This window comes from Collinsella sp. BA40 (assembly GCF_008014645.1).
Lineage (GTDB): Bacteria > Actinomycetota > Coriobacteriia > Coriobacteriales > Coriobacteriaceae > Collinsella.
On record NZ_VOWY01000001.1, the window covers coordinates 222,620 to 235,948 of the forward strand.

Below are 13,329 nucleotides of genomic sequence, written 5' to 3' on the forward strand. Positions count from 1 at the left end.
CTATCTGGGCACCGACCGCCTGACCGGCAGGCCCATCAGGCCGTACCGCAGCTGGCCGGCGTCAATGTCGCGGGAGCGCGCCCAGGCGGAGGCGGACGCGTGGCTCGCCACGGTCGCGCCGTCGGCGGTGGAGGGCGCCAGCAAGAGGCTCGACTCCATGCTCGCGGCCTACGTGGCCGACCCGCAGCGCGACTTCGCGCCGTCCACCCGAGCGGCCTACATGGCGGCGGTGCGGCTGCATATCGCGCCCACCATCGGCGCGATCCCCTATGACGAGCTGCAGCCCTACGAGGTGGCCGCCGCCTACCGCATCCTGCTCACCGACACCGTCACGCGGCCGGCGATCAGCCGCGCGACCCTGCGCCGCGACCACGCGCTGCTCTCGGGCGCCTACCGCCACTGGAGCCGCCGCATCGGCCGCAACCCCATGCTGGAGGTCGACGCGCCGGTCCCCGAGCGCGTGGAACCGGTGGCGCTCGACGAATGGGACCAGGACGCGCTCACGGCGGCGCTGCTCGACGCCATGGCCGAGGACGGCGCCGACCGCGCCAACGTGGTGCGGCGCACCACCGCCTTCGCCGGCTACATCGCCCTCATGCAGGGCCTGCGGTGCGGCGAGGCGTGCGCCCTGCGGCGGCGCGACTGGCGCGAGGGGGCGCACGACGTGCGCGTCTGCGGGACCGTGGTGGAGAAGCCGCGGCTGCACCGCCAGGGCTACCCCAAGCGCGGCAGCGCGGGCAACGTGGCCGCCGCGCCCGAGGTGGAGGAGGCCATCCGCGCGCACATCGCGTGGCAGGACTCGTGGATGCGCTCGGGCGGCCCCGACGCGGCGCTGCTCTCCGACCGCGCCGACGGGCGGGTCCCCAGGCCCAGCACCGTCACGGCGCGCTTCACGGCGCTCGCCCGCGAGCTGGGGATGCCCGAGGGCACCACGATGCACACGCTGCGCCATACGCACGCCACGTGGCTCCTCATGAACGGCTACGACATGAGGACCATCCAGGAGCGGCTGCGCCATAGGGACGTGGCCACGACGCTGAGGATCTATTCGAGCGTCCTGCCGGGACGCGACGCCCAGGCGGCGGCCGCGTTCGCCGGGGCGCACAAGGGGAGGTAAGAGAGATGGCGAGCCAGCTGGAGTTCGTACCGATCGACATCGACATGGCCGACGACCCCAAGGTGTCCTACCTGATGGACACCGTGGGCGCCGGGGACGCCGCCGCGCGCTTCGCCGCGTACGGCCGCCTGGTGCTGGTGATGCAGCGCGTCTACCACGACGGCTTCTACCTGAGCTACGGCAAGTTCGAGCGCATCAAGCTCGCGAAGGACGCGGGCATGTCGGCCGACGAGCTGGACGGCTTCATCGAGTCCTGCATCGACGCTGAGCTCTTCGACGAGGGGATGTTCCGCGAGCACGGCGTGCTCACGTCCCGCGGCATCCAGGCGCGCTACTTCCGCGCGCGCAAGACCAAGGCTGTGGCGGACGAGGACGCCCCGTTCGTCCTGGGTTCCGCGGCGCCCGAGCGCGTGCGCGAGGACGAGCTCCGAGATTCGCCGAAAAGCTCCGAGAATCGCCGAGAAGTTCCGAAAAGCTCCGAGATTCGCCGAAAAGCTCCGAAAAATGCCGAGCCTTCAGAAGAGAAGAGAAGAAGAAGTAAAGAGAAGTCAAGTGAAGGAAAGACGCGCGGCGCGGCCGCTCGGGCGGCGTCGTCCTCTTCGGGGGATTCGGGCGGGTTCGCATCGGTCGCGGCGGGGGCGTTCCCGCTGGCGTGCCTCTCCGCCGTCTCCGACCCCGCCGGGGGCTACTTCGATTCCGCCGGCGCCGTGCACGACACGCCGTGGGGCGCCATCGAGGCGACCTACACGGACCGCACCGGGGGCGGCAACGTGCGCACCTTCGCGATGCAGGTCGCCTCGCTGTGCCCGAAGGGCTGCGACTGCTCGCTGGAGCGCGTCGAGGGCTGCGCGCGGCTGATCATGCGCTCGCTCGAGCGGTTCGACCCCGCCAAGGGCGCGAGCCCGTTCCCGCTGGCCAAGAAGATCATCCAGGACGAGAGGGGCGCGGCATGAGCGCGGAGGGATGGGTGCGCAACCCCAGGTACGCCGAGCACGCGGGCTGCCCGCGCTGCCGCGTGCCGCTCGTGATGATGCCCGTTCCGGTGCGCTACGTGGCCCCGAGGCGCGTGGCGGCGGACGACGAGGAGGTCGTGGAGTCGGTCTCCGACGGCTTCAAGGCGTCCGAGCGGGTCCGCGGATGGCGGCATACCGCCACGATGCGCTGTCCGGCGTGCGGCGCCCTGTTCTCGCCGGCGCAGGCCCGCCGCTTCGACTGGAAGCCATCGGACCTGCCCGCTGACTGGATGGTCAGGCCGCTGCCCGCGCAGCCCGAGGACGGCGCGGAGGCGTTCGCGGCGCTGCGGCGCTCGCTGGAGGAGTCGTCCGCCAGGCGGCGCGGCGGGGACGGCGGGGCGCGTCTCGGCCCTGCCAACGCCGTGCCAACGGACGGGTCGCAGCGGCGGCTGCCGATCGGCGCTGAATAGCAGGTGGCGGCATGCATCCGAGGTGCCGCGGGGAGCCCGCGGGCAGAGAACGGCTAATTCTCTGGAAAACGAAGAGGAAGAGGATGGACGATTTCGTGACCGAGTTCAACGAGAAGATGGCGGCGAAGAGCCGGGAGGTATGCGAGCGCATCGAGCGTGAGGACGCCGAGCGCAGGGGCAGGCCGAGCGAGGTGGAGCGCAGGATCCTCGAAGCATGGCCGCGCTTCGAGGACGGCAAGCCGGTCTGGCTCGACAGCAGGTACCTGGACGAGGGCGGGGAACCGCAGGTGGTTCACGGCGTGCAGCTCTGGGTCGGCGCCGGCGAGGTGATGGCCGACCTCATCAACGAGGACGGCTGGCACACCGTCTTGAGCGAGGAGGAACGAGCGAGGGAGGCGAAAGAGGCGCTGGATTCCCGCGGGGAGCAGATCTTCGAGGGCGATATGGTCCGTTCGAAGAGCGGCGAGGTCTGGACGGTGAAGAGTGCGTCTATGCACGGGTTCCTGCCGGGATACATCCAGGTGCGCTCGGATAAATTCATGACCTACTTCATGCCGCACGAGCTGACCCGCATCGAGCCCGACAGCTGGGGTCGGCTTGAACTGGACGCCGATTCGGGCGCGTTTCATTACTGCGTGTTGCGCGGCATAGATTACGAACGGGGCAGCACTCGCAGCATGATGGAGGCCTTCGCATTCGACATCATCCGCCGCGCGAAGGCGCTCGCTGGCGTGGAGGCGGCGCGCGATGAGGATTAGCAGCGCGAAGGACGTCTGCCCTCGCTGCGGCCGCCATTCTGAGTTCGCCACGGCGAAGCGTAGGGAGACCTGGTTCCACCGGTTCGACGCGAAGAACACCCCCGTCACATGTCTCTCCTGCGGCGCGACGGTGCGCAGGTGCGAGCTGAGGCGGTACACGCCCGCCGAGCGGACCGCCGTGGAGGCGTCGAAGGGGAAGGAGGCCCGGAATGAAGGTTAAGGCGGTGAGGGCGCTGCCCGCGAGGCCCAATACGGCCTGCGGCCTGCACCAGCGCGCGCTCGTCGAGCTGGCGAGCCCCGTGGCGGTCGGGCGCAGGCGTTCGCCGTTCGTGCTCGTGAGCCATATCGAGCGCCGTCCCGAGACGCCGGAGGTGAGCGAGTGCATGGCGTTCCTGGCGGAGGAGGACGGCCACGTGTTCTGCTGGGAGCAGCTTGCCGAAGTGATCGGGCTTGATTTCGCGGAATCGCTCGACTTGATGATCGAGAGGTTGGAGGAGCTATGAGCGGAAACCTGGCGCAGATCGTGGAGGACAACCTCCATCTTCTCGACCGCAACCTCCAGCTCGAATGCGAGCTCGCCGCGCTGAAGGCGCGGCTGGGACGCGCGGCCCGGATGGCAAGGGGCCTCAAGGGGAGCGCAGGCAGCATCCACGCTGCCTACGGCGACCGACCGATTCCGCGCGACCTCGCGAAGCTCGCGAGCGAATACCGCAACATCGCGGAGCGGCTCGAGGAGGCCCTGCGGCTCTGATGCGCCTCCGAGCTGCGAGAAAAGTCAGAATAATATGGGTTCGCCTATTGCAAATATAGGCGAACCCATATATAATAGAGACAACAAAAGCCGAGGGAGAAGGGAGGAAACGATGAACGGTTTTTGTTGTTGGCTGCTTCAGGTGCTGCTCGAGTTCCTGATAGCGGAGCTGCTTCATTGGCTGCTCGACAAGTCAAGGAAGCGAAAGACCCCCAAGACGCCGGGAAAGCACTTCAAGGGGGTCTAGCAACTAGAGGGGTGCCGCCTTCGGGCGGCGCCCTGTCAACCACAGTCTACCAAAGGAGTCGAATATGGAGAAGCTCATCGAGTTCGCCATCGGCGTGGCGTTCTTCTTCGTGCTGATCGCCGTATACCGCCATTTCAGGAACAAGGGGGAGTAGATGGTTTCCGAAGCGCAGAAGCGGGCATCCGCCAAGTACCAGCGCGAGAGCACCAAGCGCAAGGCGCTGACGTTCTATAAGTCCGAGGCGGACATCCTCGAATGGCTGGAGAGCCAGGAGAACCAGGCGGGCTACATCAAGCGCTTGATCCGCGAGGATATGGAGCGCCGCACCAGCTCGTAGCGTTCTATGGCGTTCTACCTGGTAAAATGTAAGAGACCCGCCCGTGCATGGCCGCGCGGGCGGGTCTCGTTGGCACCTCCGGTACCGAGTCGCATCATCAAGGCTACCACAGGAGGTTGCATGGAAGCTTCAACGTATTCGGGCGCCCGCGAGTTCTTCGAGGCGGTGCGCGACGCCGCCATCGAGCTGGAGCGCTCGGAGCGGCAGATCGCCAGGATGCGGCTCTCCGAGGGCGTCCGCGCGCAGCGCTACGAGGTGCGCGGCGCCGGCGGCGGGGACAGGTCGGGCATGTCTGCCACGGACGCGCGCATGGACTTCGAGTCGCTCATGGAGCGCAGGGTCCGCGAGGACAGGGAGATCGTGGCGCGCGGCGTACGCCTCTGCTACGGCGAGGAGGGCTCGGGCGGCGGCGTGTGCGCCCTGCTCGGCTCCCTCGCGGCGGATTCGGTCTATTGGCGCTACTGCCGCGGCGCGAGCTGGGCCAAGGCCGCCGAGGCGGTGGGGGCCTCCACGAAGAGCGTCCAGCGATGGTGCGACACCGCGTTCGACACCATGGACGCGCACGGCTGCGCGTGCTCGGTGGCCGGTATCGGGCTGGCCGAGGGGAAATCTTAAGTAATTTGACGCACCGTGACGCGCCGTGACGCGCCGTGACGCATTGCGCGCGGTGAAAAACGTGTTATAGGTATGGTGTGCGAAAAGCGCATCGAGGCCGCTGGGATCCGTGATGACCCGGCGGCCTTTCTCTTTCCAAACCGAATAACGGAGGAGCCATGGGCAACGCGAGGGAGTTGGCTGCGGAGCGCATCAAGGAGCTGGGCAGGTGGCTCGAGGAGCATGCCGAGGCCCTGACGTCCGAGATGGACGAGATGGTGATCGCCGAGCGCGGCCTGACTATCAACTCGGATATCACGACAGATGGGATCCAGTCGGTGCACGTCGTGAAGAACTACATCCTCGTCAACAGATAGGAGGGCGCCATGGTCTCCATCGCATGCCTCGTCAAGTGCGCGCTGCGCTACGACACCGTGCTCTCCTGGGCCATGCGCCGGGCGCTCGGCATCAAGCAGCGTCCGCGCCGCAAGCCCGAGCCGAGACCCGTGCCCGCGTGCGAGCGCGATGCGAACCGCGTGGACCGCGAGGTCCTCGAGTGCTTCCGTAACGAGGGGCGCTCGCCGGTTGAGTGGGGCTGAGGTGGGCAACCCGCGCTACAGCAACGGCGCCGCGAGACGCAAACTGCGCGCCTGGCTGCGCTCGCAGGGCAGGCCCTGCCACATCTGCGGCCAGCCAATCGACTACAGCCTGCCGGCGGGCGACCCGTTGAGCTTCGAGGTTGACGAGATCGTTCCGGTGTCCAAGGGCGGCAGCCCTCTGGACCGGTCCAACGTCGACGCCGCCCACCGCATCTGCAACCAGCGCCGCGGCAACCGCGACCTCGGTCTGAAGGCGCCCGCCATCCCGGTCCCGGTTATGACCAGCCGAAGATGGTAGCCGTTAAAACAGCAGCTAATAGGGGGTGCATCCCCTCCCCCTGGGGCATGGGCGCTCCCGGCGGCATTGCGCCTTTTTTTCAGAGGGGTCTTACAACAGGTCTACGGAACGAGGTGGTCCACGGGTGTCCACGGGGTCCACGAAGCCCAAGACGGGCAGGTTCACGGCGCGCGAGCGCGAGATCGTCCGCAACGCCTACCCCGGCCTCGGACCTGCGGCGCTAGCGCGGAAGCTCGGACGCTCCAAGTCGGGCGTGTGCAAGCTGATCCGCGAGATGAAGGAGTCGGGCGAGATAGCCGAGCCGGATTCCACGGAGCGGGCTACCGACGCCCCTCCGCCGGGAACCTTGGACGAGGGGTCAGGCGCTCAGGACACGCTCGGGCGCCTGAGGCGCCTGAGGGCGCTCCTCGAGCGGCAGCTCTACGACGCGGCGCCCGCTCAGGTGCGCGGGCTCAGCGCCGAGTACCGCGCGACGCTCGAGGCAATCGACAGGATCGAGAACACGGAGGGCGGAGACGATGGCGACGACGTCCTCGACAGGCTCGCGGGGGCCCTTCTCGGCCATCGAGGCGGCTGAGCCGCGCAAGCGCGTGACGCACCTCGGGGCGTGCGACCTCTCCGAGCAGGTGGAGATCTTCGCCGAGGGCGCGGGCATCGACCTGCTGCCCTGGCAGAGGACGGTCATCTCGGACTGGACCCAGCTCACCGCGCCGCTCGCCGAGGGCGGCGCGTTCGTCCACCAGCGCGCGGGCGCGAGCATCCCGCGCCAGGCGGGAAAGTCGGTTTCGGGCATCGCCTGGGCGGGCTTCCTCGCGAGCATCCTCGGCTACAAGGTGCTCTGGACCGATCACAACTACTCGACCACGTGCGAGATGCTCTCCCGCTTCCGCGACATGTTCGGGCGCCGCCCGGCGGACGCCACCGCCAAGCACAAGGCGTACAACCGCCGCGTGACGCACGTGAACAACAAGACGGCGCAGGAGGCGTTCGAGTTCAAGGGCGGCGGCGTGCTGGCGTTCTCCACGCGCACCAAGTCCGCGGCGCTCGGTTACAGCTTCGACGTCGTCATCTACGACGAGGCGCAGGAGCTCACCGGCGAGCAGGTGCAGGCCATCGCCCCGACCATGTCCTCGGGCGCGGCGCACAACCCGCAGTCGGTCTACCTCGGCACGCCCACGCGCGCCGGCAGCGCCGCCGAGTCGTTCCAGGAGGTCCGCGCGGACGCGTGGGCCGGCGGCGAGCGGGCGGCGGACCTCTGCTGGACCGAGTACGGCCTGGACGAGGTGGGGGACGTGGCGGACGAGTCGCGCTGGCTCCGCGCCAACCCGTCCCTGGGCGCGCTCGCCAACTTCGCCGCTATCCGGATGGGCATGCGCTCGGGCATGGGCGAGCTCGCCTTCGCGCAGGAGTACCTGGGCTACTGGCTGCCCAAGGTCGCGGACGCCGTGGTGTCCGCCAAGGAGTGGGGCAAGTGCCTCGCCCCGCCGCCGCCGGAGGACGCCGACATGGAGCGCGTCTGCTACGGGGTGAAGTTCAGCCCGGACGGCTCCATGGTCGCGCTCGCGGTCGCCGGCAGGCTCGAGCGCGATTCGCTGCCGCACGTCGAGCTCGTCGAGTACGCGCCCGCGTCGGGCGGAACCGCGTGGCTCGCGGACTGGCTCGCCGAGAGGACGCGCGTCGGCGCCTGCGTGGCCATAGACGGCCTGGCCGCCGCGGACGCGCTCTGCGACCGCCTGGCGGAGGCCCGCGTGCCGCGCGGCTTCGCCGTTCGCCCGCGGGCGGGCGAGGTGATCGCGGCGGCGAGCCTCATGCACGAGGCGATCCGCTCCAAGCAGATGACGCATATCGAGCAACCCGCGCTCGACGAGTCCGTGACCCGCGCGACCCGCCGCAAGATCGGCACGCGCGGCGGCTGGGCATGGGGCGGCGACGCGTCGTGCCCCATCGAGGCCGCGAGCCTCGCGCTGTGGGCGCTCAAGACAACGAAACGAAATCCGAAGCGAAAGCAGGTGGTTTGGTGAGCATCGAGATCTCGACCGACATCGCGTGCGCGAGGGGGCTCCGCGCCGGCGACGGCCTGGCGGTGTTCGACCTCTGCGAGACGTGGCGCGTCAAGTCGACGCGCAACGCGCTCAGATCGAACTACTACCGCATGCACCGCCGCGCCCGCGACCTCGGCATCTCCATCCCGCCCGAGCTGAGGAACCTCGAGCAGGCGTGCGGCTGGCCCGTGAAGGCGGTCGACAGCCTGGGCGCGCGCTCGCAGTTCGACGGATACACGTGCGCGGACGAGGACGTGTGCGACGAGCTCGCCGAGATCGTGGACATGACGGGGCTCAAGCGAAAGTACCGGCAGGCCGTGCGAAGCGAGCTCACGCATAGCTGCGCGTTCCTGACGGTCACCGCGGGAGACGAGTCCGCCGGCGAGCCGCCCGTGGTGATCAACGCCTACCCGGCGACGAGCGCCGCGGCAATCTGGGACCGCCCGCGCAACCGCATAAAGTGCGGCATGGTGGTGGTCGACTCGGACCGCAGGACCGGCAAGCCCACCTGGGTCGACGTCTACACCGAGACCAACGTGATCCGCATCCGCCGCAGCGCGCGTGGCATCTGGCAGGCGGCGTACAGCGAGGACTTCGAGATGGGGCGCTGCCTCATGGAGCGCCTCGCCTACGACGCGGACCTCGACCGCCCCTTCGGGCGCAGCCGCATCAGCCGGTCGGTGATGAGCATCACCGACAACGCCATGCGCGCGGCGCTGCGCTCGGAGGTGAGCGCCGAGTTCTTCACGGCTCCGCAGAAGTACCTGCTGGGCGCGGACGAGGACGTGCTGGGCGGCAAGACCAAGTGGGACGCCTACATCGGCAACATCTTCGCCGTCAGCCGCGACGAGAACGGCGACATGCCGCAGTTCGGGCAGCTGACCCAGGGCAGCATGCAGCCGCACATCGACTACATGCGATCCCTCGCGGCGCGCTTCTCCGGCGAGACCAACGTGCCGTTGAGCGAGCTGGGCGTGGTCTCGGACAACCCGTCGAGCGCGGAGGCGATCTACGCCGCCAAGGAGGCGCTCGTCGTGGAGGCGCAGAACCTCAACGCCGACAACGGCGAGGCCCTCGCGCACGTGGCCCTCATGGCGCTCGCCATCAAGGAGGGGACCACGTACGCCGAGCAGGCCGCGCGCCGCCTGCGGATATGCCCAAAGTTTCGCAACCCCGCCATGCCGTCGGTGGTCACGCAGGCCGACGCCATGCTCAAGGACGTCCAGGCCGTGCCGTGGCTCGCCGAGAGCGACGTGCTCCTCGAGGAGCTCGGCTTTTCCGACGACCAGATCCAGCGTCTACGCAGCGACCGCGACCGGGCGACGAGCCGCGCGCTCGTCGCCGCGGCGACCTCCGGCACCGGCATCGACCTGCCGACCGCCAACCCCGCGGCGGCCGCGGGCGCGCTCCTGGGCGGGACGCGATGATATCCCGCGAGCAGTTCGACGCCTACAACCGCGCGGTGGCGAACCTGTCGGACGGCGCGCAGCGAGAGATCGAGTCGAGGATCATGTCCTGGCTCCAGACCGACGAGGGGAGGTCGGCGACCGTCGCGGAGTGCCGCGAGTACGCCAAATCCGTCATGTCCGGCGTGGTGCAGGTCTACGACTCCGCCGCCTCCTCTCTCGCGGCGGAGTGGTACGACAAGCAGGCGGCGGATAGCGGCGCCAGGCTGCCCGCCGCCGTCACCGCGGCGACCTACAACCCCGAGAGCGTCGACGAGACGGCGCGCTACCAGGCCAAGAAGCTCGCGAAGGGCGACCCTCGCGGGTTCGCGGAGTACTGCGGCGAGCTCGGCCGCAACGACGTCCTGCGCAGCCTCAACGAGACGATCATCCGCAACGCCGCCAGGGACAGGAAGAAGGGGGTGCGCTTCGCGCGCGTCCCAACCGGCGCGGAGACGTGCACGTACTGCCTGATGCTGGCGAGCCGCGGCGCCGTCTACCACTCCCGGAAGACCGCCGGCGAGTTCCGCCACTTCCATCGCAGGTGCGACTGCAAGGTCGTGCCCGGCTTCGAGGACGACAAGGATGCCGAGCTTGTCGAGGGCGTCAGACCGAAGGAGCTCCGAGAACTGTGGGGGAAGTTCAAGGATATCGACGATAGAGCTGATTTGAGTGCGGCGGAGAAGCTTGCCGCCAAAAGGGGAATGCTCTCCGTTCCCGGTCCGCCAGTCGTGTATGAGAAGCCAAAAGATGCCTTCCTCCTTGAACGGGGCGGGGCGTACGACCTTGCTGCGCATGCGGCGTTACGAGCCGCCGGGCATGAAGTTGTCGTGCGTGAGGAGGATGCCCCCGAGGGTTTCTCAAACATCGACCTGGTTCTTGATGGCAGGCTGTGCGAACTGAAAAGCCCTACGACCGAAGCGTCCGGAACCAATGGGCTGCGCTTCATTGAGCGAAATATCAGGAAGGCGATTAAGCAGTTCCAAAAGGTTGAAGGAGGGCCAGTCAAGCCTTCCATTGTGGTTATAAACTGCACGGAGGTGCCCGTTGCGAGGGCTGACGCCCTGAAGCGAGTCCATCTAGAGATGTCGCGTCACGATATCGACAGGGTGATTCTGTTGAGTCTTGGTGGCGCCGTGGACGACGTCAAAAAATGAGCCCCAGGTTAGCTATCCAGCACGCCCGGGGCTCTCTATGACCATTGTACACACCTGGTTAGCACAATGGTAGTGCATCGGTCTCCAAAACCGTTGATCGGGGTTCGATTCCCCGGCCAGGTGCCATTTTGGCGTCATTTCAAGCAGGTTTTATCGGGGCGTGGCGTAAAGGCAGGCGCGCGTGCCTCAGGAGCACGTGGGGAGACCCGTGCGGGTTCGAGTCCCGCCGCCCCGACCAATTTCGATTCAGATAGGAGTCGCACCATGGCGTCGACGACCGTGCGGTCAACCGCCCTCAAGAGGCTCGAGAGGGTGGGCGGGGCGTACTTCCTCCTTGAGGACGACGGCTCGAAGACGGGACCCGTGTGCCCTCAGTGCTACGAAGAGGACAAGATCGCCGTGATCCTGGAGCGCGCCAACGGCGGCGCGTCATGCTCGCGCTGCCGCACGCGGTACGCCGGCGTCGAGGCATCCGCCGAGGGCTTCAAGCAACACATCTTCTAGTTATCCCATCGATCAGATCGGAGTCCCATCATGGCATTGGTGAGGAAGCTCCTGGTCGTCTGCGACAAGTGCGGCTCGCACGTCGAGGCGTCCGGGGGATCGCGCGACCCGTTCCTCGTCTCGGAGCGCGACCCGGCGGTATCCGGTTGGCTCGCGGTCGATTCCGAGCACCATCTCTGCTCCGCATGCGCCGCCGCGTACACGAGGCGCAAGGAGGAGATGGAGCGCGAGCTCAAGGAGCTCGCTGGCATCAGGACCTACGAGGTCAGCATCTAGACAACACCTAAAACCACGTGGCCCCGAGAGGGGCCTTTCCATTGGGAATCAAGCCATCCGCGAGGGTGGCTTCTTTCATATACGCCTGCCGCGCGCGGCGAGTCGCGGCGAGGACCCGGCAGCGGGGGAGTGCAGGTGCTCGTCTACGCCCGAGCGGGCGGGAACAGGAAGGACACGACCATGACCGAAGAGTTCAAGCCCATCTCGACCCAGGAGGAGCTCGACGCGCTCATCCGCGACCGCCTGAAGCGCGACCGCGCCAAGACGGCCGAGAAGTACGCCGACTACGAGGACCTCAAGGCGAAGGCCGCCAGGCTCGACGAGCTGGAGGAGGCGCAGAAGGGCGAGCTCGAGCGCGCGAACGAGAAGATCGCCAAGCTCGAGAAGGACGCCGCCGACCGCGCCGCCGCCGAGAAGGCCCGCGAGCTCAAGGAGCGCGTGGCCAAGGAGACGGGCGTTCCCGTCGAGCTGGTCCAGGGCGCCGACGAGGAATCCATGCGCGCCTTCGCCGAGTCCGTGGCCGCATACGCCAAGAAGCCGAGCGCCGCGCGGGTCGACGGCGCGGGCGAGTTCGCCGACACCGGCAAGGCGGCCAAGTCCGACATGGCGGGATTCGTCTCGCAGCTCTTCGGCGAGTAGAACCAACGACAAGAGAAAGGAGCCGCCATGGCTCTCGATACGACCAAGATCAAGCTTCCCCATTCCGTAGTCGTCGACATGAGCGCGAAGGTCAAGGACAAGTCCACCATCGCCGCCCTCTCCACGCCCATCCCCCAGATCTTCGCCAACACCGACCACATGGTGTTCACCGGCGCCGCCGAGGCCGACGTGGTGGCGGAGGGCGCCAAGAAGAGCTCCTACGAGCAGACCCTCGCCTCCGTCGAGGGCAAGCGCGTGAAGCTCGTAACCACCACGCGCGTCACCGACGAGCTCAAGTGGGCCGACGAGGACAACCGCCTCGAGATCGTGAACGCCATCATGGCGGACCAGACCGCCGCGCTCGCCCGCGCCATCGACTACGTGGTCTACCACGCCGTCAACCCCAAGACCGGCTCCGCGCTCGGCGGCTACACCGCGCTCACCACGGGCGCGAACTCCGTCACCGCGGGCTCCGACCTCGTCTCCGACATCGACGCCATGGCCGAGAAGCTCCTCGAGTACGAGGTGAACGGCTTCGCCATGTCCCGCAAGCTCGCCTTCGACCTGCGCAAGCTCCGCGTGCCCTCCACCGGCATGCGCCTGTACCCCGAGATCCCCATGTCCCTCGAGCTCGGCAGCTTCGACGGCATCCCGGCGTGCACCTCGGGCACGGTCGACGGCAAGAAGGCGACCGCGCCCACCAAGGTCCTCGGCATCCTGGGCAACTTCGACATGATCAAGTGGGGCATGGTGCGCGACATCTACTCCGAGATCATCGAGTACGGCGACCCCGACCAGACCGGCGTCGACCTCAAGGCGAACAACCAGATCGCGTACCGCACCGAGAGCTGCTTCTCCTACGCGGTGCTCGACGCCAAGGCGTTCACCGTCCTCAAGAGCGCTTAAGGAGGCCCGCATGCAGCTGGTGCAGAAATTCATCGTGGAGGCGCCCTCCAAGGCGTCCCCCGTGCTCCCGCAGCGCGTCGCACTCGTGGAGGCGGACGGCAAGACGCCCGCCCTCGGCGCCGCCACCAAGACGCGCCCCGGCATGGTCAAGCAGGCGGCCAAGGTCGCGGACAGCGCGTCCATGGCCGACCTCGTCGCCGCCCTCGTGGCGGCGGGCATCATGGCGGCGAAATAGC

The 13,329-nt window shown here is 68.0% G+C and carries 21 protein-coding genes and 2 tRNA genes; all 23 read left to right on the forward strand.

Annotation, left to right across the window (positions count from 1 at the left end; translation table 11 throughout):
• Positions 1-229: 229 nt before the first annotated feature.
• The 23 genes from E4J93_RS00960 to E4J93_RS08055 all read left to right on the forward strand — a co-directional run bounded on the left by E4J93_RS00960 (position 230) and on the right by E4J93_RS08055 (position 13,328).
• Positions 230-1,117, forward strand: a complete 888-nt coding sequence (locus tag E4J93_RS00960; RefSeq protein WP_255431851.1) for a tyrosine-type recombinase/integrase — start codon at positions 230-232, stop codon at positions 1,115-1,117.
• 5 nt (positions 1,118-1,122) lie between these two features.
• Positions 1,123-2,070, forward strand: a complete 948-nt coding sequence (locus E4J93_RS00965; RefSeq protein WP_147587610.1) for a DUF4373 domain-containing protein — start codon at positions 1,123-1,125, stop codon at positions 2,068-2,070.
• On the forward strand, positions 2,067-2,540 hold the full coding sequence (locus E4J93_RS00970) for a hypothetical protein (RefSeq protein WP_147587611.1): 474 nt from the start codon (positions 2,067-2,069) through the stop codon (positions 2,538-2,540). Before E4J93_RS00965 ends, E4J93_RS00970 begins: the two co-directional genes overlap by 4 nt.
• An 83-nt stretch (positions 2,541-2,623) precedes the next feature.
• Positions 2,624-3,298, forward strand: coding sequence for a hypothetical protein (locus E4J93_RS00975; protein WP_147587612.1), 675 nt, complete (start codon positions 2,624-2,626; stop codon positions 3,296-3,298).
• Positions 3,299-3,507: 209 nt separating this feature from the next.
• Entirely contained in the window at positions 3,508-3,801 is a 294-nt protein-coding gene (locus tag E4J93_RS00980; RefSeq protein ID WP_147587613.1) for a hypothetical protein, read from the forward strand.
• Complete coding sequence (locus E4J93_RS00985; RefSeq protein ID WP_147587614.1) at positions 3,798-4,049, forward strand: hypothetical protein; 252 nt, start codon at positions 3,798-3,800, stop codon at positions 4,047-4,049. Before E4J93_RS00980 ends, E4J93_RS00985 begins: the two co-directional genes overlap by 4 nt.
• Before the next feature lie 112 nt (positions 4,050-4,161).
• Positions 4,162-4,296: a hypothetical protein gene (locus tag E4J93_RS08205; RefSeq protein WP_255431852.1), complete on the forward strand. Its 135-nt coding sequence runs from the start codon at positions 4,162-4,164 to the stop codon at positions 4,294-4,296.
• 154 nt (positions 4,297-4,450) lie between these two features.
• Positions 4,451-4,633: a hypothetical protein gene (locus E4J93_RS00990; RefSeq protein ID WP_147587615.1), complete on the forward strand. Its 183-nt coding sequence runs from the start codon at positions 4,451-4,453 to the stop codon at positions 4,631-4,633.
• A 120-nt stretch (positions 4,634-4,753) separates the two neighbouring features.
• The gene (locus E4J93_RS00995; RefSeq protein ID WP_147587616.1) at positions 4,754-5,248 is read left to right on the forward strand and encodes a hypothetical protein; all 495 of its coding nucleotides are present in this window, start codon (positions 4,754-4,756) and stop codon (positions 5,246-5,248) included.
• A gap of 158 nt (positions 5,249-5,406) precedes the next feature.
• Positions 5,407-5,604, forward strand: a complete 198-nt coding sequence (locus E4J93_RS01000; RefSeq protein WP_147587617.1) for a hypothetical protein — start codon at positions 5,407-5,409, stop codon at positions 5,602-5,604.
• A gap of 9 nt (positions 5,605-5,613) precedes the next feature.
• Positions 5,614-5,826, forward strand: a complete 213-nt coding sequence (locus E4J93_RS01005) for a hypothetical protein (RefSeq protein WP_147587618.1) — start codon at positions 5,614-5,616, stop codon at positions 5,824-5,826.
• Entirely contained in the window at positions 5,813-6,124 is a 312-nt protein-coding gene (locus E4J93_RS01010) for an HNH endonuclease (RefSeq protein WP_255431853.1), read from the forward strand. The genes E4J93_RS01005 and E4J93_RS01010 overlap by 14 nt, the downstream gene beginning before the upstream one ends.
• Positions 6,125-6,248: 124 nt before the next feature.
• Positions 6,249-6,701 carry a hypothetical protein gene (locus tag E4J93_RS01015; RefSeq protein WP_147587620.1) on the forward strand — a complete coding sequence of 151 codons (453 nt, stop codon included), beginning with the start codon at positions 6,249-6,251 and terminating at the stop codon, positions 6,699-6,701.
• On the forward strand, positions 6,643-8,145 hold the full coding sequence (locus tag E4J93_RS01020; RefSeq protein WP_147587621.1) for a hypothetical protein: 1,503 nt from the start codon (positions 6,643-6,645) through the stop codon (positions 8,143-8,145). Before E4J93_RS01015 ends, E4J93_RS01020 begins: the two co-directional genes overlap by 59 nt.
• Entirely contained in the window at positions 8,142-9,593 is a 1,452-nt protein-coding gene (locus tag E4J93_RS01025) for a phage portal protein (protein ID WP_222705668.1), read from the forward strand. The genes E4J93_RS01020 and E4J93_RS01025 overlap by 4 nt, the downstream gene beginning before the upstream one ends.
• Entirely contained in the window at positions 9,590-10,768 is a 1,179-nt protein-coding gene (locus E4J93_RS01030; RefSeq protein ID WP_147587623.1) for a hypothetical protein, read from the forward strand. The genes E4J93_RS01025 and E4J93_RS01030 overlap by 4 nt, the downstream gene beginning before the upstream one ends.
• Before the next feature lie 52 nt (positions 10,769-10,820).
• Positions 10,821-10,894: transfer RNA gene (locus tag E4J93_RS01035), tRNA-Trp, on the forward strand.
• 28 nt (positions 10,895-10,922) lie between these two features.
• A tRNA-Leu gene (locus E4J93_RS01040) sits at positions 10,923-11,006 on the forward strand.
• Between the two features lie 26 nt (positions 11,007-11,032).
• Positions 11,033-11,272, forward strand: coding sequence for a hypothetical protein (locus E4J93_RS01045; RefSeq protein ID WP_147587624.1), 240 nt, complete (start codon positions 11,033-11,035; stop codon positions 11,270-11,272).
• A 30-nt stretch (positions 11,273-11,302) separates the two neighbouring features.
• Positions 11,303-11,548, forward strand: coding sequence for a hypothetical protein (locus E4J93_RS01050; RefSeq protein WP_147587625.1), 246 nt, complete (start codon positions 11,303-11,305; stop codon positions 11,546-11,548).
• Between the two features lie 180 nt (positions 11,549-11,728).
• Positions 11,729-12,187, forward strand: coding sequence for a DUF4355 domain-containing protein (locus E4J93_RS01055; protein WP_147587626.1), 459 nt, complete (start codon positions 11,729-11,731; stop codon positions 12,185-12,187).
• Positions 12,188-12,214: 27 nt separating this feature from the next.
• A complete protein-coding gene (locus E4J93_RS01060) occupies positions 12,215-13,093 on the forward strand; it encodes a phage major capsid protein (RefSeq protein ID WP_147587627.1) in 879 nt (292 codons plus the stop codon).
• Positions 13,094-13,103: 10 nt separating this feature from the next.
• A complete protein-coding gene (locus E4J93_RS08055) occupies positions 13,104-13,328 on the forward strand; it encodes a hypothetical protein (protein ID WP_187231544.1) in 225 nt (74 codons plus the stop codon).
• The last annotated feature ends 1 nt before the right edge of the window (position 13,329 follow it).

Coding starts and splice junctions, on each gene's coding strand:
- E4J93_RS00965 (WP_147587610.1), top strand. CDS start 1,123: ATGGCGAGCCAGCTGGAGTTCGTACCGATCGACATCGACATGGCCGAC.
- E4J93_RS00970 (WP_147587611.1), top strand. CDS start 2,067: ATGAGCGCGGAGGGATGGGTGCGCAACCCCAGGTACGCCGAGCACGCG.
- E4J93_RS00975 (WP_147587612.1), top strand. CDS start 2,624: ATGGACGATTTCGTGACCGAGTTCAACGAGAAGATGGCGGCGAAGAGC.
- E4J93_RS00980 (WP_147587613.1), top strand. CDS start 3,508: ATGAAGGTTAAGGCGGTGAGGGCGCTGCCCGCGAGGCCCAATACGGCC.
- E4J93_RS00985 (WP_147587614.1), top strand. CDS start 3,798: ATGAGCGGAAACCTGGCGCAGATCGTGGAGGACAACCTCCATCTTCTC.
- E4J93_RS08205 (WP_255431852.1), top strand. CDS start 4,162: ATGAACGGTTTTTGTTGTTGGCTGCTTCAGGTGCTGCTCGAGTTCCTG.
- E4J93_RS00990 (WP_147587615.1), top strand. CDS start 4,451: ATGGTTTCCGAAGCGCAGAAGCGGGCATCCGCCAAGTACCAGCGCGAG.
- E4J93_RS00995 (WP_147587616.1), top strand. CDS start 4,754: ATGGAAGCTTCAACGTATTCGGGCGCCCGCGAGTTCTTCGAGGCGGTG.
- E4J93_RS01000 (WP_147587617.1), top strand. CDS start 5,407: ATGGGCAACGCGAGGGAGTTGGCTGCGGAGCGCATCAAGGAGCTGGGC.
- E4J93_RS01005 (WP_147587618.1), top strand. CDS start 5,614: ATGGTCTCCATCGCATGCCTCGTCAAGTGCGCGCTGCGCTACGACACC.
- E4J93_RS01020 (WP_147587621.1), top strand. CDS start 6,643: ATGGCGACGACGTCCTCGACAGGCTCGCGGGGGCCCTTCTCGGCCATC.
- E4J93_RS01030 (WP_147587623.1), top strand. CDS start 9,590: ATGATATCCCGCGAGCAGTTCGACGCCTACAACCGCGCGGTGGCGAAC.
- E4J93_RS01045 (WP_147587624.1), top strand. CDS start 11,033: ATGGCGTCGACGACCGTGCGGTCAACCGCCCTCAAGAGGCTCGAGAGG.
- E4J93_RS01050 (WP_147587625.1), top strand. CDS start 11,303: ATGGCATTGGTGAGGAAGCTCCTGGTCGTCTGCGACAAGTGCGGCTCG.
- E4J93_RS01055 (WP_147587626.1), top strand. CDS start 11,729: ATGACCGAAGAGTTCAAGCCCATCTCGACCCAGGAGGAGCTCGACGCG.
- E4J93_RS01060 (WP_147587627.1), top strand. CDS start 12,215: ATGGCTCTCGATACGACCAAGATCAAGCTTCCCCATTCCGTAGTCGTC.
- E4J93_RS08055 (WP_187231544.1), top strand. CDS start 13,104: ATGCAGCTGGTGCAGAAATTCATCGTGGAGGCGCCCTCCAAGGCGTCC.